Source organism: Pseudomonas sp. CCI4.2 (genome assembly GCF_034350045.1).
Classification (GTDB): domain Bacteria; phylum Pseudomonadota; class Gammaproteobacteria; order Pseudomonadales; family Pseudomonadaceae; genus Aquipseudomonas.
The window spans coordinates 3,189,375-3,208,704 of sequence record NZ_CP133781.1 but is presented as its reverse complement, the minus strand read 5'-3'; the positions used below and the strand labels follow the sequence as shown (position 1 = coordinate 3,208,704).

Sequence of the window (19,330 nt, the reverse complement as noted above, 5' to 3'; positions counted from 1 at the left end):
TTATCTATAGGCGGGCGGCCATGTGTAAGAGCCGAATGCTGCGAAGCCGCCGAGACTGAGGGAGTAGGCTTGCCTGCGAAGAGGCCCTTCGTCACGCCGCTGATATCGACCTGAAACCTGGGTTGTCTGGATTGAAGCTTTCGTTGGCAAGCCAACTCCCACGGAGACTTGGGCCGACACGGAATAGTAAGCACTGAACATCTGATCGCAGCCTTCGGCTCCTACAGAATTTCTTCATCTGTCTTTATGTGAATTGAATATCGAATTGCAGAAAGAGGCCCCGTAAAACCGCCCTACTCTTCCTCAACACCCAACTGCACCCACATCTTATGACTAATCCGTTGGCGGTTTTTGTAGCCTGCCCACGGATCATTTTTAAGACCGTCGAGACGCTGCTCAATAGTGCCCACCGTCCATTGCTGTGCGGATTTCAGCTCGCTCAGTTCGTCGCGGCTAATAGGCACCGACACCGGCAAGCCCGGTCTGGCGCGTGCGGAGTACGCGCTCACCGTACTGCCGCCACGGGTGTTGCGCAGGTAGTCGATGAAAATTTTACCCACCCGGTTCTTCGGGCCCATGGTCGCGGTGAAGCGCTCGGGTAATTGCCTGGAAATGAACTGAGCAATGGCCTTGGCGAAGGCTTTGACCGTGTCCCAGTCCGCGTGCCGGGCGAGCGGCACAATGATGTGCATGCCCTTGCCGCCGCTGGTTTTCAGGAATGCTTGCAACCCTAATTCGTCGAGTACGCTCAAGGTCATTTGCGTCGCTTCAAGCATGCTTCGCCAGGGCAAAGCAGGGTCAGGGTCCAAGTCCAGAACAATCCGGTCCGGGGTTTCAATCTTGTCGCTGGTGGCGCCCCAGGTATGGAACTCAAGGGTGCCCATCTGCGCGGCGCCGACCAGCGCCCGTACTCTGTCGATTTCCATCAACGGCGCATGGCCGGGATCAAGTCCGGGGACCAGTTGTTTGATATTCGGGATCGCCAGTTGATCGGCATGTTTCTGGAAAAACTGTTCACCGCTAATCCCTTCCGGGCAGCGCAGCAAGGCCACGGGACGCTGCTTCAAGTGCGGCAAAATCCAGTCGGCGATGGCTTCATAAAACTGCGCCACCTGGATTTTCTGCGTGCCGCTTTCGTTGTCGACAATACGGTCGGGATGGCTGATACCGACCCCAGCCACAATGACCTTCCCGTTGATTTTAGCGGCGATTGCTGACGATGGCGCCGTGGGTTTTGGCTTCGCGCTCAGGCTTTTCGACGGGCGTGGCGGCTGACGCTTGGCCCCAACACTTTTGCCGCTGATCACGCTGTTCGGCAGCGCCTCGACGATGTCGTATTCGTCGCCAGGCCGGGCGATGTCGTCTTTTTCCTTGATCAACAACCACTGCTCCTTGTCGCCGCTGCCGTTAAGACGTGTACGAACCAGCGCCCACTCACCGGTCAACTTCTCACCGACCAAGGTGAACTTGAGCTTGCCGTCCTTGTAGGTCGCGCGCGGATCGCCGTGGGGCTGCCAGATGCCTTGATCCCAAACGATCACGTCACCTGCGCCATATTGGCCTTCGGGGATGCTGCCTTCAAAGCGCGCGTACCCCAGCGGGTGATCTTCAACCTGGACCGCCAAGCGCTTGTTTTTCGGATCCAGACTGGGGCCCTTCGGCACCGCCCAGCTTTTTAGCGTGCCCTCCAGTTCAAGGCGAAAGTCATAGTGCAAATTACGCGCGTCGTGCTTGTGGATAACAAACTTCAAGGCCTTGCTGCGACTGCGGGTCGGAGAGTCATCGGACGGCTCGGACGTCACCTCAAAGTTGCGTTTGCGGGCGTACTCACTCAAGGGCTTGGGCATCATTCATCACCTTGCGCTGGACGGGAACGGGGGCACTTAACAGTCGACAACTCGGCTCAAGACACTTTAGTGGTCTTCTTCCGAGGGGGTGCTCGTCGTTTTGCCGGTGCGTCGGCGGGGTCTTTTTCGGCGGGCTTGGCCGGCGCCTTACTCGCCGGCTTGGCCGCGGTTTTGCCGCCCAGGCTGCGCTTGAGCAATTCGGTAAGGTCGATGACATCGGCGCTTTTGCGTTCGGTTTCGCCGGTATCGGTTTCGACGTCTTCGATTTTTCCTTCCCGGGCTTTGGTCTCGACCAACTGCATAATCTTTTCCTGGAAGGTGTCGCGGTATTCATCAGGCTCCCAATCGGCGCTCATGTCTTTGACCAATCGCTTGGCCATCTCGCGCTCACTTTTGCTCAACGTTGCCTCGGTTACCGCGTCCGTCAGCTCCAGCGTATCGAGGCCGCGCACCTCGGCAGGCCAGCGCAGGATGACCAGGACCATGGCCGAATCCAAGGGCATCACCGCCGCCAAATGTTGGCGGGTATGCAACACCACATTGGCCAAGGCGACTTTATGGGTATCGACCAAGGTTTCACGGAGCAAGGCGTAGACCTTTTCGCCGCGCTTGTCGGGGGTCAGAAAATAGGGGGTGTCGATGTTTTGCAGCGGGATTTGATCGCTGTCGACAAAACCGAAAATCTCAATGGTTTGCGTCGATTTGGGGTGCGCCGAGCGGATCTCGTCTTCGCTGAGCACGACGTATCGACCCTTTTCGTACTGCACGCCCTTGACGATGTTTTCCTTGGTCATGTCCTTGCCAGTGACCTTGTTGATTCGCTTATAGCCCACCGGGTCCATGCTGCGTTTGTCGAGCCAATCGAAATCGACCCCTTGCGAAGACGTCGCCGAGACCAGCGCGACCGGTATGTGCACCAAGCCGAAACTGATCGCGCCTTTCCAGATAGCTCGTGGCATCGCCTGATCCCCTGTGTTGTCCTGTTTTTGAAGTGACAGGGGCACAAGGGCAAAGTTTCGGGGAGGCGACGGGGTGGGGTCAGGTAAATTGTGTCTTAAAACCGCTGAAGGTCGTTTCGACCTTATTCGCAGCCTTCGGCAGCGCCTACAGTCTTATCCAACTCACGCAATTTCGCGGGCAATGCCCACATCAACAGCACGGCGGCGAGCAAGCAGGCGATGCCGATGACGTACAGAGCTGGGGTGGTGCTGCCGGTGAGGTCTTTGATGCGGCCGACCATAACCGGGCTGACGATGCCGCCGAACTGGCCGAGGGTGTTGATCACCGCGATACCTCCCGCAGCACCCGCGCCGGCTCCAGCCAACAACTTTGGCGGCAGGGCCCAGAACGCCGGGATGGAGGCGACGATGCCTGCGCCGAGCAAGCTCAGCGCGACAATCAGGAACACGGTGTGATCGGCGAATACACCGGCGCTGAAGAAACCAATCGCGCCCAGTACCACCAAGCCGGCCACGTACTTGCGACGTTCGCCGCTGGCATCGGATAAACGCCCAACCACCACCATGCTGATCGCGCCGCAGATGTAAGGGATGGCCGTAAGCAAGCCGATCATCACCGGGCTTTCAGTGCCTGCGCTGCGAATCAACTGCGGGGCCCAGAAATTCAGGCCGTAGGACGCCACTTGAATCAGGAAGTAAATCAGCCCAAGCATCAGGAAACCTGGCAACTTCAGCGCCGCCAGCAGCGAGCCGCTTTTGTGCGGTTCGTGGTGGGCGATTCGGCTCGACAGGTAGTTTTTTTCTGGCGCGGTCAACCAATGGGCGTCGGCGATTTTGTCCTTGAGCACCACCAGCACTAACAACCCCAGCGCAATGCACGGCAAGCCGCCTAGCAGGAATAACCAATGCCAGCCGCGCATGTTCATCACGCCATCCAGATGCCCCAGCACCAGACCGGAAATCGGCGCACCAAACAGGCCAGCGAACGCCGAGGCCAGAAACAGCATCGACGTGATCCGCCCGCGATAGTGCTGCGGGAACCACAGGGTCAGGTAAAACAGCACACCGGGGGCGAAACCGGCTTCCATCGCACCGATAACGAAGCGCAGGGCATAGAACTGCCATTCGGTGTTCACAAACACCATCAACGCCGTGGCCACCCCCCACGACATCATGATCCGGGCGATCCAACGCCGGGCGCCGACTTTGTACAGCATCATGTTGCTCGGCACTTCAAACAGCACATAACCGACCACGAACAGCCCAGCGCCGAGGCCATAGGCGGTGTCGCTCAGGCTAAGGTCGGTCTGTAACTGGAATTTGGCGAAGCTGATGTTAATGCGATCGAAGAAGGCGAACAGGTAACAGACCATAATCAGCGGCATCAAGCGCCAGGCGACTTTGCTAATCAAGGCTTTTTCAGCGCTGATTACGTGCGCAGGAGTGCTGTCTGCATTCAAAACAGAAATAGTCATTGCGGTGTCTCCAGGCGGACTTCCCGTGGGTGTCCGATTGTTTTTGTTGTCTGGCATGGGGGCGTCGTGGCCCCCACGGTCAAGCGTGAAGCGGTGTCACGTGGGCAAATTGTCGGGTGCGGGGTGCACGTCGCTGTTGCGTCCGGCTTTGGCGACCTGACCGGGCATTTCATGACCCAGCAGCGCGGGCAAGCGGCGCGACATCTCAAGCAAATGCGGCAGGTCGATGCCGGTCTGAATGCCCATTTCTTCGCACAGGTTCACCAGGTCTTCGGTGCAGATGTTGCCCGAAGCCCCTGGCGCGAACGGGCAACCGCCCAAGCCGCCCAGAGAAGCATCGAAACGTCGTGCACCGGCTTCATACGCGGCCAATACGTTGCTCAAGCCCAAGCCGCGGGTGTTATGAAAGTGCAGCGTCAATTTCCCAGGCGGGACCGTGGCCAGCACCCGCCGCACCAACCTGTAAACCTGCCGTGGATTGGCCATGCCGGTGGTGTCGGCGAGGGTGATGCCTTGCACGCCCAGCTCAAGGTAGGCGTCGACGATTTGCAGCACGAGCTCTTCGTTAATCACACCTTCGAACGGGCAACCAAAGGTGGTAGCCACCGTACCGTTGAGGCTCAGCGAGGTGCCACGGGCCAAGGCCACAATGTCGCCAAACCCGCTTAGCGACTGCTCGCGACGCATGCGCATGTTCGCCAAATTGTGGGTCTGGCTGGCGGACATCACCAGGTTCAGCTCATCGGCGCCCGCGCCTATCGCTCGCTGGGCACCTTTTAAATTAGGAATCAGAGCAACGTAGATCACGCCGGGTATACGCTGGATGCCGCGAAACACTTCGTCGCCGTCGCGCAGGGCAGGAATGGCTTTGGGGGAGACGAATGAACCGGCTTCGATCCGGGAAAATCCGGCCCGTGACAGCTGGTCGATCAATGCGATCTTGTCGGCGGTTTCGACCCACTTCGGTTCGATTTGCAGGCCGTCGCGGGGGGCAACTTCCTGGACAATCAAGCGTTCGGAATAGTCGGTAATCATTGCACCACCCCCTCAGTCTTAAGGCGGGCGATGTCCGCGGCGGTAAGGCCCAGGCTGTCGAGCACGCTGTCAGTGTGTTGGCCCAGCGTCGGTCCCTGCCAGTTCACTGCACCGGGGGTTTCCGACAGTTTCGGCACAATACCGGGCATTTTCACCGCCGCGCCGTCGGGCAATTGCGCGTCGAGAATCATCCCCCGCGCCTGATAGTGTGGATCGGCAACGATGTCGGCCACCGAGTAGATACGGCCGGCCGGCACTTCAGCGGCTTCCAGCGCTTGCAGCACGGCGTCGATGGGTTGGCTCATCGTCCACTGGCTAATGGCATCGTCAAGTAGATTGCTTTGCAACGCCCGGCCATCGTTGTGGGCAAACTTCGGGTTTTCCGCCAAGTCCGCGCGGCCGATAACCTGCATCAGCCGCTTGAAAATCGGGTCACTGTTACCGGCTATCACCACATACGCGCCGTCGGCGGTCGGGTAGGTATTGGACGGCGCGATACCGGGCAGAGCACCGCCGCTGCGTTCGCGGACGTGGCCCATCATGTCGTATTCCGGCACCAGGCTTTCCATGACGTTGAACACGCTTTCGGCCAACGATACATCGACAATCTGTCCATCGCCCTGCCCGGTCTTGACCCGCAGCAACGCCATCAACGCGCCCATCACTGCGTGCATTGACGCCAATGAATCACCGAGGCTGACGCCGACCCGGGCCGGTGGCGAGCCGGGGGTGCCGGTGGTGTAGCGGATCCCGCCCATGGCCTCGCCGATGGCGCCGAAACCAGGTCGATCACGGTAAGGGCCCGTCTGGCCGTAGCCGGAAATGCGCACCAGCGTCAGTTTCGGGTTGATGGCGTGCAGTACATCCCAACCCAGGCCGAGCTTTTCCAGCGCGCCGGGTCGCAAGTTCTCGATCAGCACGTCGGTGCTTTCAGCGAGTTGCTTGACGATGGCAATGCCTTCGGGGGATTTGAGGTTCAGTGCGAGGGATTTTTTGTTGCGCGACTGCAGGTACCACCAGAGGGATGTGCCCTCGTGGAGCTTTCGCCATTTACGAAGAGGATCACCTTGACCCATCGATTCGATCTTAATGACTTCGGCACCGAACTCCGCCATCAGGCGCGCCGCAAAAGGGGCTGCAATCAGCGTACCGATCTCGATTACGCGGATTCCGCTCAGGGGAGCAGTCATGGTCAGTACCTCATTGTTCTTGGAATTTGAGCCAAGGCTAGAGGACTGGACGCCGAATAATCAAACCGTCAGTTGGCAAGCAGCGTTCGCCAAACGCGAACGATTGAAGCGAAGCGTCTAACGCAAGGTTTCCAGGCGACTAAGGTGATCAAACAGCGACCGGCTGACGGGAGACAGCGCGTTCAACTCACGGGCAACCAGCAATAAAGTGCGTTCGGACCAGTCATCACTGAGCGTCACCGCTGTCAGCCCGAGGGAGTGACCAAACAATTCGTAGGCCTTGCGCGGCAAGATACCAATGCCCATGTTGGCTTGAACCATTCGGCACACGGCATCAAAACCCGGCACATGAATCCTCAGCCGCAGTATGCGTCCGCAAGCACGGGCGGCGGCGTGGGTGCGCATGTTGATCGAACTGGCGGCATGCAACCCGATGTGGTCGAAATCCAGGGTGTCGGCGAACGCCACGTGGTCGCGCCCGGCCAGTGGATGATCGCTGCGGATCACCACCACTAGCGTGTCATGGCGGTAAGGCACGCTGAACAGGCCCTGGGTGTCGGTGTCTTCGGAGCAAATGCCGATGTCGGCCACGCCATCGACGATGCCTTGCACCACCCCGTTGCTGGGCCGTTCTTCCAGGTCGATTTTTACTTGCGCGTGGTCGGTAACGAAGTCGTGCAGGTCTTCCGGTAAAAACTGAATGATCGCCGAGAGGTTCGCCAGCATCCGCACGTAACCCCGCACGCCTTGAATATGCTCGTCCAGTTCGACGCCCATTTTTTCCACGTCGAACAGCATTCGCCGCGCATGGTGCAACAGGGTTTCTCCGGCTGCGGTCAGGGCCATGCCTTTGGCGTTGCGCACGAACAAACCGATGCCCAGCGCGTCTTCAAGCTCCATCAAACGCTTGCTGGCCGCCGACACCGCAATCGCCTCCCGCGCCGCCGCACGGGTCAACGTGCCCTCTTCATGCACCGCCACAAATAATTGCAGGGTGATCAGGTCCAGACGGCGGGTGAGGTTTTTGTGCAGCATGGGCGGCGTTACTCGGGAGTTCGCGATGCGGCAGGATAGCGCCAGGTCGCGAAACCGTGCACGGCTTTCTGGGGCTCTTTGCGCAATTCAATTTCAATCCACAGACGGTCTGCTGACGGCGCGAGCCTCGTGAGCTTGCCCGCGATCGGCTGCGCAGCAGTCGTAAAATCAGCGACGCTGTTCTTTCAGTTGAAACCGGACTGGCCTACCACATCAAACAAACCATCACGCGCGTTGCCTTCCAGTATTTTCGCTGCTGTAGACCTCAGCGAATATCCCGGTAATCGAACGTCGCGGGTTGCGTTTGTGCAGGGCGTTGACTTGGGCGCTCAGCCGCAACAGTTCTGGGCTGGGCTTGGCCCATTGGTTTTTCGGTAAAGGTTCTGACCATTCACGCATGGCGTCGGGCAGCGCGTTACGGGCCATGCGCTTAACGCGGCCGTTTTCCCATTCGCACAGCCAAAACGGCAACGTCCAGAAGGTCATGACGTGATACAGGTACCAGAAAAAGCCATACACCCAGCCCCGCTGCTTGTCGCGGATTTGCTGATGCAACCGGGCGCGGGCATTGCGAAAGGTGTGCATGCCTTCGTGGGGCGGATCGTCGGGGCCTTGCAGGTCCAGTGGGTCGGCGATTTCTTTTAGGGTATGAACTTCGTATTCCATGTAAGCGCGAATCGCTTCCCAGTTGCTGATAGCGATGGGCAGCGCAGGACAGCCAAATTCCATACTGACCACACGGTCGTCATAGAAAAACCCGAAGCCCATGCCGTATTGCCGTTGAACGCCGTGCGGAGTCGCGCCTTGGGCCTCGATGACCCAGGCGGACAAGGATTCCCACGGGACGAAGACGGGTTTTTCGTAGTCTTCGGGCATGAAGCAGACTTCACGGCGTTGGCGATTGAAACGGGTGGGGATGATTTCTTCGTATTTGTTGTGGACGTAGAACCAGATGAGGAACGACATCGCTGAAACAAATAGAGCGACTCCGACCGATAGTGAAAAAATTGCCCGGTGAACACCTGCCACCATCTCCCATGCTCTCGGCAAGGTATAGCCCACTGAGAGGCATATCAAACCGAAAAGAAAAGGTAGTACGAAACTAGTTAGTACGAAACCATTGAACGGGGCTCCCAACGTGACCTGCCATGCAAAAACCTTCGGGGAGCCTAGGCCAAAGTCCAGATAGACATCATTTAGCTCACCGACATAAGGGCAGTGAGTGGGCGCTTGAGTAGGCAGCGGGAGCGGCGCTAAATAAGTAACGCGACCGCTTGGGAACGGTTCAACATCACCTGCCTTTTTGGGGTGCTGCAAGTTCGGTTCTGGTATTGCCGCTTTTTGATTCTTATCCATGAAGCATCTCCAGCATCAATGGATCAATCGCCAGCCTCTCTGCCTTACGGTATGGCGGCTCAAACGGTGCTGTAGGAAACACGCCCACCGGCCGCGTTCCCGAGCCCCTGACCATCACGCGCGTTGCCTCCCGGTAGTTCCGTTGGCGTAGACCTCAGCAAATATCCCGGTAATCGAACGTCGCGGGTTGCGTTTGTGCAGGGCGTTGACTTGGGCGCTCAGCCGCAACAGTTCTGAGCTGGGCTTGGCCCATTGGTTTTTTGGCAAGGGTTCTGACCATTCGCGCATGGCGTCGGGCAATGCGTTACGGGCCATGCGTTTAACGCGGCCGTTTTCCCACTCGCACAGCCAAAACGGCAACGTCCAGAAGGTCATGACGTGATACAGGTACCAGAAAAAGCCATACACCCAACCCCGCTGCTGGTCGCGGATTTGCTGATGCAACCGGGCGCGGGCATTGCGGAAGGTGTGCATGCCTTCGTGGGGCGGATCGTCGGGGCCTTGCAGGTCCAGTGGGTCGGCGATTTCTTTTAGGGTATGAACTTCGTATTCCATGTAAGCGCGAATCGCCTCCCAGTTGCTGATGGCGATGGGCAGCACAGGGCAGCCGAATTCCATACTGACCAGACGGTCGTCATAGAAAAACCCGAAGCCCATGCCGTATTGCCGTTGAACCCCGTGCGGGGTCGCGCCTTGGGCCTCGATGACCCAGGCGGACAAGGATTCCCACGGGACGAAGACCGGCTTTTCATAGTCTTCGGGCATGAAGCAGACTTCACGCCGTTGGCGGTTGAAACGGGTGGGGATGATTTCTTCGTATTTGTTGTGGACGTAGAACCAGATTAAAAGGCCTAAGATCAAAGCGAATAGGCAGACACTAGATGAAATTCCGAAAATTTCGTTTCGAACCCCTAAAATAAACGCCCATGCCTCGCTGGCGCTGTAACCAACTGTTAAACCAATTAATCCACATCCTAACGGGAGGAGAATTGTAAAAAAAATAAAAGCGTTAAATGGGAGCCCAAAAGTATATTGCCATGGAAATACCTTTGGAGATCCAAGCCCAAAGTCCAAATAAACATCGCTTAGTTCACCGACATAAGGACAGTGGGAGGGTAATTGAGTGGGCAGCGGGAGCGGCGCTAAGTAAGTAACGCGACCGCTTGGGAAAGGTTCAACGTCACCGGCTTTCTTGGGGTGCTGCAAGTTCGGTTCTGGTAATGCCGCTTTTTGATTCTTATCCATGAAGCATCTCCAGCATCAGTGGATCAATCGCCAGCCTCTCTGCCTGACGGTATGGTGGCTCAAACGGTGCTGTAGAAAACACGCCCACCGGCCGCGTTCCCGAGCCCCTGACCATCACGCGCGTTGCCTCCCAGCATTTTCGCTGCTGTAGACCTCAGCAAATATCCCGGTAATCGAACGTCGCGGGTTGCGCTTGTGCAGGGCGTTGACTTGGGCGCTCAGCCGCAACAGTTCTGAGCTGGACTTGGCCCATTGGTTTTTCGGCAACGGTTCTGACCATTCACGCATGGCCTCGGGCAACGCTTTTCGGGCCATGCGTTTAACGCGGCCGTTTTCCCATTCGCATAGCCAAAACGGCAGCGTCCAGAAGGTCATGACGTGGTACAGGTACCAGAAAGAGCCGTACACCCAACCCCGCTGCTTGTCGCGGATTTGCTGATGCAACCGGGCGCGCGCATTGCGGAAAGTGTGCAGGCCTTCGTGGGGTGGATCGTCCGGGCCTTGCAGGTCCAGCGGATCGGCAATTTCTTTTAACGTATGAACTTCGTACTCCATGTAAGCGCGGATCGCCTCCCAGTTACTGATGGCGATGGGCAGCGCAGGGCAGCCGAATTCCATACTGACTACACGGTCGTCATAGAAAAACCCGAAACCCATGCCGTATTGCCGTTGAACGCCATGCGGGGTAGCGCCTTGAGCTTCGATAACCCACGCGGATAAGGATTCCCACGGGACGAAGACGGGTTTTTCGTAGTCTTCGGGCATAAAGCAAACTTCACGCCGTTGGCGGTTAAAGCGGGTGGGGATGATTTCTTCGTATTTGTTGTGGACGTAGAACCAGATGAGGAGACTTACAGCAAACAAAAATAGTCCTACTCCAATACTAAGATCCAAACCTACTTTGTGGGTACCTGAGATAAGTTGCCATGCTTCGGACAGATCGTACCCAATTAATAAACCTATCAATCCCGAAATTAATGGCAAGCCAAAACTAATCATCACAAAGCAATTAAAAGCCCCTCCAAGCGTAATCTGCCAAGCAAAAACCTGCGGAGAGCCCAACCCAAAGTCCAGATAAACATCGTTTAGTTCACCGACATAAGGGCAGTGGGAGGGTAATTGAGTGGGCAGTGGAAGTGGTGCCAAATAGGTAACGCAACCGCTTGGGAATGGTTCAACGTCACCAGCCTTTTTGGGATGTTGCAAGTTCGGTTCTGGTGTTGCCTCTTTTTGATTCTTATCCATGAAGCATCTCCAGCATCAGGGGATCAATCGCCAGCCTCTCTGCCTTACGGTATGGCGGCTCAAACGGTGCTGTAGGAAACACGCCCACCGGCCGCGTTCCCGAGCCCCTGACCATCACGCGCGTTGCCTCCCAGCATTTTCGCTGCTGTAGACCTCAGCAAATATCCCGGTAATCGAACGTCGCGGGTTGCGTTTGTGCAGAGCGTTGACTTGAGCGCTCAGCCGCAACAGTTCTGGGCTGGGCTTGGCCCATTGGTTTTTTGGCAAAGGTTCTGACCATTCGCGCATGGCGTCAGGCAACGCGTTACGGGCCATGCGTTTAACGCGGCCGTTTTCCCATTCGCACAGCCAAAACGGCAGGGTCCAGAAGGTCATGACGTGATACAGATACCAGAAAAACCCATACACCCAGCCCCGCTGCTTGTCGCGGATTTGCTGATGCAACCGGGCGCGGGCATTGCGGAAGGTGTGCATGCCTTCGTGGGGCGGATCGTCGGGGCCTTGCAGGTCCAGTGGGTCGGTGATTTCTTTTAGGGTATGAACTTCGTATTCCATGTAAGCGCGAATCGCCTCCCAGTTGCTGATAGCGATGGGCAGCACAGGGCAGCCGAATTCCATACTGACCACACGGTCGTCATAGAAAAACCCGAAGCCCATGCCGTATTGCCGTTGAACCCCGTGCGGGGTCGCGCCTTGGGCTTCGACGACCCAGGCGGATAAGGATTCCCACGGGACGAAGACCGGCTTTTCGTAGTCTTCGGGCATGAAGCAAACTTCACGGCGTTGGCGGTTGAAGCGGGTGGGGATGATTTCTTCGTATTTGTTGTGGACGTAGAACCAGATGAGGAACGACATCGCTGAAACAAATAGAGCGACTCCTGTAGTTAATGGTAAACCTACCCGGTGAGTGCCTGCGATAAGTATCCACGCCTCAGATAAATCGTATCCGATGAATAAGCCTATCAACCCCGAAAGCAACGGTAAGATAAAACTACACATAACGAAACCATTGAACGGGGCTCCCAACGTGACCTGCCATGCAAAAACCTTCGGGGAGCCTAGGCCAAAGTCCAGATAGACATCATTTAGCTCACCGACATAAGGGCAGTGAGTGGGCGCTTGAGTAGGCAGCGGGAGCGGCGCTAAGTAAGTAACGCGACCGCTTGGGAATGGTTCAACGTCACCGGCTTTCTTGGGGTGCTGCAAGTTCGGTTCTGGTATTGCCGCTTTTTGATTCTTATCCATGAAGCATCTCCAGCATCAGTGGATCAATCGCCAGCCTCTCTGCCTGACGGTATGGCGGCTCAAACGGTGCCACAGGAAATACGCCCTCGCCTTTGGGATCCAGCGAAAGGTAATAGAGCTGGTTATGTGCGCTGCCGTCGGCATCGTAGGTTTCTATGGACACGGCCAAAATCAGGCGTGCCCTGGTAACGGTTGAAGGCCTTACGCGCTCATCCGGATAAAACAGTTCGAGAATCAGTGGCGCGGACTGCACCACTTGCAGGCTAGCAATGACCTCTTCGCTGACGATTGCCCAACGGTCTTGATCACGACCGCGTTCCCATTCAGCCGTAATCACTCGGTACGCGCCGATACTCAACACATGAGAGGCCTTACCACTGAGCGGTGCTTGTAAGTTAGCCAGGCTTAGCCCGGGCATCACTAGATGGATGCTGCCCGGCCTTGCCTGCATTAGCATGTCTTGCCAACGATCAGCGTAATGCTTGGGGCCCACCTGAGCTTGGGGAGCCTGTAACAAACCGGTCAATTTACGTTTGTAATCGCCAACGCTTAGCGCTTCCCGCTTGTCGTCATCCAGCCCCCAAGGCGTGCTTTCTAGCCATTGATCATGGGGCGAGAGGTTGTAGCGGTTATAGAGCCAAGTTCCTCCCAGCTCAACCACGGTAAACAGCGCTCCGGCAATATTCATTCTGAAAAATACTGTGGACAGTCGAACTCCAGCAGCGGCCCAAGCTGCGGTGCGTGCGGCCGTATCTCGTGCTGCTATGACCGTATAAGCGGAATATAGAACATTGCCGAGATCATATGAGTAACTAGTTAGTTGGCCTCCTGCGCCAAGCATCGCAACCGCCGCACTGTTTTCAAGTCTGGTTTTGCCGCTACGCACCGCCTGTTGCCAGTTGTCATAGTGAGTCCCGAGGCTAGCTTTTGAAGCTAAGATACCAGTGGTCGAACTTAATACTCCCAAACCAATGTGTAGCTTTCCAAGCTGTACATAGACGTCCGCCACAGCGTGTTGTTGAAATATGCCTGCCAGCGAAGCAGCACGAGCAGTCAACGCCGTGTCAGCAATTGCCCTGACGGCTGTAAACCCTGCAGTAGCTGTGGCCAAGAAGGCCGAAAATACAGCATGCAAGCTTTGATCATCCCAGCCATTTTTTCTAGCCTCCCCTGCTGCCACCACCAAATTCACAAACTGCGCCAAAAACACCAACAACCCCGCCCCATCCCCCAATACATTCAACTTCGGCGCAGCACTCATCCCTTTGCGCACGTTCGCCAGTAATCTCCCGATTTCTTGCTGTTGCGCCGGAGGAAACAGCACGGTGACTCCGGCTCTACCCGGTGCGACGCCCCACAGTCGCATGGACTCATCGGGCAATTCGGCGATAGGGCTGATGGCTAACGCCAATCGCGTTTCCAGCACGTTGATTGAGCCACGAACACCATGAATCTGATGCTGAAGCTCCTGCGCCCCCGGCTCTTTGTGGCCTCTCCTGCCCACGATTTGTTTTCGCTCGTTATCCAACACCTTTAGTTTGTAGCGCTGGTTGAAGACCTCCTTGATGTCCCTTTGCAACGAGGCCAGCTCTTCGGGCGTGGCTACGGTAAAGGTCACGCCTTCCCGACGTGCGGCTTCGATAATCTGCGGCGCCAAGGCTTTGGGCAGGTTGCGAAACAGTTGATCCAAGTCCGGTATTTTTTCGCTGTTGATCGCGCGGACGAATTCATCCTGCATACGCTCCATGCCGAGACGCAGTGCCGGGGTTATTGCATCGCGGGCACCCTCGGCAAGCACTCGGATGGACGCCGGAAGCGCATCAATGGCCGGGATTTTTCCGTGGCCGATGTGCTGGGAGACCTCCGTCCAATGCGGGATGTTGTTGATCAACCCATAACCGGCGTTGAACAACGCAGCGTATTGAGTCGACAACTGGTTTGTTCGCTAAAGGGCAGGGTGTGCAGTAGCGGCAAACTGAACTGCGGTTTCGTTTCCAGCCAGTCGAGGATGGCTTGACTGGCAGCGTCGCTTCTACAGATGTCTTTCAGGCAGGCGTATTCGGCACTGAACGCCAGTATCATTTGCTCCTGATGTTGGGCATCGAAATACCAGGCGGCGCGGTGGAAGCGGTCAGCGGTGACCAACGTTATGCGGTCGGTGGTGATTTGGTCGAGCAACGCATTCCAGCGCATCAATCGTGCACGATGCTCGGCCAGGGTCTGGTCCATGGCGGCGCGATCAATCAGTTCGTTGACGCCCCTTTGGCCCAATTTGGCGCCGCTGAGCACATCCTTGATTCGCTGGGTCTGGTCCTTGCCCAGTTGCACTAACGCTTTAAGATGGCGTTCGACGAAATCATCAGGCGCCGGCGCCATGAACTGGCGGGTGTGATAACGCCAATCGACATCCTGAATGATCACCGTTTTTATCGACCCCAACGCAAGGCTTGCAAAAAAACCTTCCTCCTTGCGAAATTGGTCAGACGCCTCCTGGCGTAACGCCAACAATGCTTGCGGTGGATCGTCCTTGTACGTGGAAACCGCCCTTCCGCAATTGTTTAAATGATCCAACAATGCTCGGCCAGCGTGACCGCGCTGCGGCGAGGGCAACTGGTCCAGTTCTTCCAGCATCGCTTTTAAAGCAGGATCATCGCTGGCGGCGGCAATACCGGTCAGTTTGGTTTCGTCGAGCAGGCTCAGCGCTTCGATGTAGCAGGCCAGCAGATAGTCTCGTTCATTGGCCCCCGGTTGTGACCCGCCGTTGGCCCAGGCTTCGATCCAGCCCACCACTTTGTCTTGATAATTGGCCAAATCCCGCAATACGCCGAGGTCGTCCTCGACCACCAGGCAGAGCGTGTCGTTTTGATAGAGCGGCAGAACCGGTTTAAGTAACTCACCGAGGTGCAGTTCACGAAAATACGCTGGCTGTTCCCAGAGATAGGGCGCTCGTTCATCGGCGGGCACATCGTCTGGAACAGGACAAAGCTGTTCGTCTTGCGCCAGTTCGGCGAGCCATCGCTGGGTCTGTTCCAGGGTTAGCAGGTTCTTGGCGCCTCGCTCACAACTCACATTGACCAGTGAGACCGACTGCATGAACCGTGCACGCTCCTCCTCGCTATTGAGCATCCGATTGCACTTGGCTGCCGTCCACTGCACCTCGGCGTAGGTGACATTCAGCGTGCTGGCTCTGGAAAATATCAGTGCACATTCCGCGCTCACGGCGCTGCGTTGATCAGTGCTGACCTGCTTGCCTTCCCACACTAAGGCGCTGACAAGGCCATTTGTAATCCGGTACTCGTGCAAAACGCCCGTACCGTTGTCGATGATATACAGCCAGCCGTTACGCAACAGGCGTACGCCCAATGGCCGCGTTTGCAACGCGTAGGGCAACGCCACCTCAGCCGTGGGAACGGTGTGTTCGACCAGGCCATAACGCAGCGGTAGCAATTGCACCTTGGGCTGGCGTAGGGGACAGGTGCCGTAGCTGAGAATGTCACTCTTGGATTCGGCAGCGGCGGCCAGGTTAGGGTCTATACGACGGTTAGTGTTCATGACAGCTCCTGCATTGCCGGTTGGTTGTTGGCCCAGGTGCGCGCCAGCTCAGCGGCAGCCGCCACGCGAGTGCTGGATGCCCCCACGCAAGCGCGGTCAAATAATCGAGCAATTTCAGGGTGCTGCGCAATTGGCGAATCGCCAAGCCAGGCAATTATATTGACGTAGTAAGTCAGGTCAGATTGGCTGCTAAAGCCCAGCGCGTAGGCATCGCTGACCTGCTGATGCAACGCCGGCCAGCGCTGGGGCAAACTGCCTGATGTGCGTAGATCAGGAAAATACTCGAGCAGATGAGCATCAAGTTTCAACGTGGCCCGACGTAGATCAGCGCCATCCAAAGCGTTATTTTGCTCGGCGCTCAAGACGTATTTTTTGGGTAATACCGACGCGTCTGAAGCGCAGCGTTGATGTCGATGCCAGCGCCCTTCCACACAATCGGCTAGCACCAAGGTATCGATTGGCCCGAACAAACGCTCATCGCGGTTTGGCATATTGAACAAAGCGTGCGCAACGGCAGGATCTGCCAAGCGCAACATGACTTCCGGTCCGTCCGGTACCTGCACCGTGAGCAGTCCACGCAGGTGTCCGACGACGGCGAGCAAGGGTTTGTCGCTGAATATAAGGGCGCCCCATTCGCGTGAGGCATTGGCCACGAACGCTTGAAAAACCGGATCCTCAGGACCCTCAAGAACCACCAACCAAGGCGATACCTCACTGATGGCGTCAAATCGAGTGCCCGCATACAAAGCAATCCGGGGCGCCGCAGGATGCCAGGCTGACAGTTTGCTTTTCAGATCAGGGACGGTCACACCGTCGATCAGCAGAAAAGCATGGTGTTTTTCCCACGGCACGTCTTGAGGAAAATCGATCAACGCGCTCATGCTTGCGAGGCCTCTTCGCACAACAGGCAGCGGGACTGATGTTGCGAGAGCATTGCTATTCTTTGCTGCGCCGGTATCAGCGGACTGATTAGAACCGGTACTTCTCCCGGCGCTAAAGGCGCCGCAGGTGTTCCCGGCAGCGGCGCTCCTCCCAACACAATCGGCACACTGCAGAAAATGCCCGCCGGGTTGAGCACCAGATGCTGACCATTGATGGAGAGGGTCAGCGTGACGCCGCCATCGATAACGATGTTTGCGCCAGAAAGGTGTACTTCTTGCGCCGCGTCTATGACCAGCGCGCCGCCGACCCGGGTATGGCTGGACCCCGCCACCTGCAAATGATCCCCCGCTGACAACTGCACCTTGCGCGCGCCAGTGACTGTGAGGTGTTGCTCGGCCTTGATAACGGTGGTGCTGTTGCCTTTGATCGTCTCCAGCCGCTGACCGCGCACTTCAAGACGGCTGTCGTTCTGGATCAGTTGTTCCATGTCGCGCTGGGCACGCAGGTAGACCCGTTCAGCGCCATCGCGATCTTCAAAAGAGACTTCGTTGAAGCCCTGGCTGGCCTTGGAGCTGCGACTGCGGAACACGCTTTTGGTCTTGTTCGCCGGTAACTCATACGGCACCGGATTCAGACTGTTCGGCAAACAGCCCATGACCATCGGCCGGTCCGCGTCGCCTTCCAGGTAGGAAATCAACACTTCCATGCCCACCCGAGGCAAGGTCACGGCGCCATGACTGTTGCCCGCCCAACTCGACGCCACCCGCACCCAGCAACTGCTGGTGTCGTCGTTGAGTTCGCGGCGATCCCAGTGAAACTTGACCTTCACCCGACCGAATTTATCGCAGTGAATTTCTTCGCCTTCCGGGCCAGTGACCTTGGCGGTTTGGGTGCTGTGAATCAGCGGTTTGGGGTGCCTCAAGGCGGGGCGAAACTGGATCGTTTCCGGGATGGCGGTGAAGGAGTTCCGATAACCCTGAGCGATTTTTCCGGCGGCGACCAGAGCGTCAGCGCCCAATTCTTCCAACACCTGCGGCTGCCGCCCTTCGTGCTTGATCGAAATCAGCACCCACGGGTTATTCCATTTCAGCTGCGGATGGTCTTCCAGCTGGATCACCGTCCCGCTGCGCAACACCGGGTGATCGCTGCCGCCGTCGGCCAGTTGGAAATCCGTGCGGTGCCGTTCCAGGTCTCGGTTGGATAATCGTCTGCCATGATCGTCCTCCAGAAAGCGGCCGGGATACACGTAATGCTCAAGCTTGGGATCGACATGCAGGGCCTCACCCCTTTGGACTTGGGCTGGGGTCGCCTGCGGACTTCTAGCGCTTTCCAATAAATAACCGGCTTTCTGAAAATCGTAATCGCGATGCACCACATGGCTGGTGCGCGCGGCCAAACGCACGCCGAAGGTATTTATCGAATACTCGTCGGGCACCATGCCGTTCAACGGTTTGAACGGCAGCGCCAACCGCGCCGCGTGGGGAAACATTATTTCGTCATCGGCGAAAATCAACCGATGGCCGTCAGCCGAATGCTCAAAACGGTAAAACCAGCCGTCTTCTTCGCACAGCCGATTGACGAAGTGCAGGTCGCTTTCGTCGTACTGCACGCAATAGTCACGGACCGGAGCGCGGGTCACGCCACTGTCGAATTGCACGTCCAGGCCGTCAAACAGGCCGTGCTCTTTCAGCACTTCAAGAATGATCGCCGGCACGCTCATCTGCTGGAACGAGCGGCGGTGGCTGCTGTGTTCCAAGTACGCGAGAGAGGGTTTGAGCACCGCGACGTAGTGGGTCAGCCGGGCGTTGGAATCGCTTTTGTGGATGGAGTGAATATGCCCGTGAATGCCTTCGCCGTCCGGGCCAAAACCAAGGAAAGCCGCCTTGTGCAGCAGGTCCGACAGCTCAATACCAGACGACCGACTGACCAGTTCGACGGTGATGGCGTAAGGCGTGCTGACGGCTTCCGCGCCATCAAACGCGAGCACTTGCAAAGAAGGATTTTCAAGACCTTTCACACTCAGCGTGAAGGTTGGGACGGCGGCCTGAGGCATTGGCAGATTCTCCGCATCAAAAGATGCGGCAACTCTGCAGGACTGGGCCTTTAACGACTATCGGGCGGAGCCAACATAGGACGTAGGAAGCTTCCCGTGATTAAGTAATCTGAGACTTACAGCCACTTCCTTACTCTTTACCCTCATACGCCGACACTCGATTGCGACCGCCTTCCTTCGAGACGTACAGCGCCTGGCCGGCCCATTCAAT

At 57.1% G+C, this 19,330-nt stretch carries 14 protein-coding genes; all 14 read right to left on the bottom strand.

The annotated features are described in order from the left end of the window. Window positions 1-293 precede the first annotated feature (293 nt). The 14 genes from ligD to tssI all read right to left on the bottom strand — a co-directional run bounded on the left by ligD (window position 294) and on the right by tssI (window position 19,119). Window positions 294-1,847, bottom strand: a complete 1,554-nt coding sequence (gene ligD, locus RHM65_RS14505; protein WP_322183718.1) for a DNA ligase D — start codon at window positions 1,845-1,847, stop codon at window positions 294-296. Between the two features lie 56 nt (window positions 1,848-1,903). Continuing rightward, a complete protein-coding gene (locus RHM65_RS14500; protein ID WP_322183716.1) occupies window positions 1,904-2,806 on the bottom strand; it encodes a Ku protein in 903 nt (300 codons plus the stop codon). A 122-nt stretch (window positions 2,807-2,928) separates the two neighbouring features. Then, window positions 2,929-4,281: an MFS transporter gene (locus RHM65_RS14495; RefSeq protein WP_322183714.1), complete on the bottom strand. Its 1,353-nt coding sequence runs from the start codon at window positions 4,279-4,281 to the stop codon at window positions 2,929-2,931. Window positions 4,282-4,377: 96 nt separating this feature from the next. After that, complete coding sequence (locus RHM65_RS14490; protein WP_322183712.1) at window positions 4,378-5,316, bottom strand: hydroxymethylglutaryl-CoA lyase; 939 nt, start codon at window positions 5,314-5,316, stop codon at window positions 4,378-4,380. After that, window positions 5,313-6,506: a CaiB/BaiF CoA-transferase family protein gene (locus tag RHM65_RS14485; RefSeq protein WP_322183709.1), complete on the bottom strand. Its 1,194-nt coding sequence runs from the start codon at window positions 6,504-6,506 to the stop codon at window positions 5,313-5,315. The genes RHM65_RS14490 and RHM65_RS14485 overlap by 4 nt, the downstream gene beginning before the upstream one ends. A gap of 117 nt (window positions 6,507-6,623) precedes the next feature. Next, window positions 6,624-7,541, bottom strand: a complete 918-nt coding sequence (locus RHM65_RS14480; RefSeq protein WP_322165283.1) for a LysR family transcriptional regulator — start codon at window positions 7,539-7,541, stop codon at window positions 6,624-6,626. Between the two features lie 225 nt (window positions 7,542-7,766). Further along, complete coding sequence (locus RHM65_RS14475) at window positions 7,767-8,507, bottom strand: hypothetical protein (RefSeq protein WP_322183707.1); 741 nt, start codon at window positions 8,505-8,507, stop codon at window positions 7,767-7,769. A gap of 504 nt (window positions 8,508-9,011) precedes the next feature. Then, the gene (locus RHM65_RS14470) at window positions 9,012-9,662 is read right to left on the bottom strand and encodes a hypothetical protein (protein WP_322183705.1); all 651 of its coding nucleotides are present in this window, start codon (window positions 9,660-9,662) and stop codon (window positions 9,012-9,014) included. A gap of 594 nt (window positions 9,663-10,256) precedes the next feature. After that, the gene (locus RHM65_RS14465) at window positions 10,257-11,387 is read right to left on the bottom strand and encodes a hypothetical protein (protein ID WP_322183703.1); all 1,131 of its coding nucleotides are present in this window, start codon (window positions 11,385-11,387) and stop codon (window positions 10,257-10,259) included. A 114-nt stretch (window positions 11,388-11,501) separates the two neighbouring features. Continuing rightward, on the bottom strand, window positions 11,502-12,242 hold the full coding sequence (locus RHM65_RS14460) for a hypothetical protein (protein ID WP_322183701.1): 741 nt from the start codon (window positions 12,240-12,242) through the stop codon (window positions 11,502-11,504). Window positions 12,243-12,624: 382 nt separating this feature from the next. Further along, window positions 12,625-14,565 carry a hypothetical protein gene (locus RHM65_RS14455; protein WP_322183699.1) on the bottom strand — a complete coding sequence of 647 codons (1,941 nt, stop codon included), beginning with the start codon at window positions 14,563-14,565 and terminating at the stop codon, window positions 12,625-12,627. Beyond that, window positions 14,520-16,184 carry a toxin VasX gene (locus RHM65_RS14450; RefSeq protein WP_322183697.1) on the bottom strand — a complete coding sequence of 555 codons (1,665 nt, stop codon included), beginning with the start codon at window positions 16,182-16,184 and terminating at the stop codon, window positions 14,520-14,522. The genes RHM65_RS14455 and RHM65_RS14450 overlap by 46 nt, the downstream gene beginning before the upstream one ends. Continuing rightward, entirely contained in the window at window positions 16,181-17,065 is an 885-nt protein-coding gene (locus tag RHM65_RS14445) for a DUF4123 domain-containing protein (RefSeq protein WP_322165289.1), read from the bottom strand. The genes RHM65_RS14450 and RHM65_RS14445 overlap by 4 nt, the downstream gene beginning before the upstream one ends. After that, window positions 17,062-19,119 carry a type VI secretion system tip protein TssI/VgrG gene (gene tssI / locus RHM65_RS14440; protein ID WP_322183694.1) on the bottom strand — a complete coding sequence of 686 codons (2,058 nt, stop codon included), beginning with the start codon at window positions 19,117-19,119 and terminating at the stop codon, window positions 17,062-17,064. Before tssI ends, RHM65_RS14445 begins: the two co-directional genes overlap by 4 nt. Window positions 19,120-19,330: the final 211 nt, after the last annotated feature.

What these genes read in the sequence shown, in the direction of transcription:
- ligD (WP_322183718.1), bottom strand. Translation starts at nt 1,847, where the DNA reads ATGCCCAAGCCCTTGAGTGAGTACGCCCGCAAACGCAACTTTGAGGTG.
- RHM65_RS14500 (WP_322183716.1), bottom strand. Translation starts at nt 2,806, where the DNA reads ATGCCACGAGCTATCTGGAAAGGCGCGATCAGTTTCGGCTTGGTGCAC.
- RHM65_RS14495 (WP_322183714.1), bottom strand. Translation starts at nt 4,281, where the DNA reads ATGACTATTTCTGTTTTGAATGCAGACAGCACTCCTGCGCACGTAATC.
- RHM65_RS14490 (WP_322183712.1), bottom strand. Translation starts at nt 5,316, where the DNA reads ATGATTACCGACTATTCCGAACGCTTGATTGTCCAGGAAGTTGCCCCC.
- RHM65_RS14485 (WP_322183709.1), bottom strand. Translation starts at nt 6,506, where the DNA reads ATGACTGCTCCCCTGAGCGGAATCCGCGTAATCGAGATCGGTACGCTG.
- RHM65_RS14480 (WP_322165283.1), bottom strand. Translation starts at nt 7,541, where the DNA reads ATGCTGCACAAAAACCTCACCCGCCGTCTGGACCTGATCACCCTGCAA.
- RHM65_RS14475 (WP_322183707.1), bottom strand. Translation starts at nt 8,507, where the DNA reads ATGTCGTTCCTCATCTGGTTCTACGTCCACAACAAATACGAAGAAATC.
- RHM65_RS14470 (WP_322183705.1), bottom strand. Translation starts at nt 9,662, where the DNA reads ATGCCCGAAGACTATGAAAAGCCGGTCTTCGTCCCGTGGGAATCCTTG.
- RHM65_RS14465 (WP_322183703.1), bottom strand. Translation starts at nt 11,387, where the DNA reads ATGGATAAGAATCAAAAAGAGGCAACACCAGAACCGAACTTGCAACAT.
- RHM65_RS14460 (WP_322183701.1), bottom strand. Translation starts at nt 12,242, where the DNA reads ATGTCGTTCCTCATCTGGTTCTACGTCCACAACAAATACGAAGAAATC.
- RHM65_RS14450 (WP_322183697.1), bottom strand. Translation starts at nt 16,184, where the DNA reads ATGAACACTAACCGTCGTATAGACCCTAACCTGGCCGCCGCTGCCGAA.
- RHM65_RS14445 (WP_322165289.1), bottom strand. Translation starts at nt 17,065, where the DNA reads ATGAGCGCGTTGATCGATTTTCCTCAAGACGTGCCGTGGGAAAAACAC.
- tssI (WP_322183694.1), bottom strand. Translation starts at nt 19,119, where the DNA reads ATGCCTCAGGCCGCCGTCCCAACCTTCACGCTGAGTGTGAAAGGTCTT.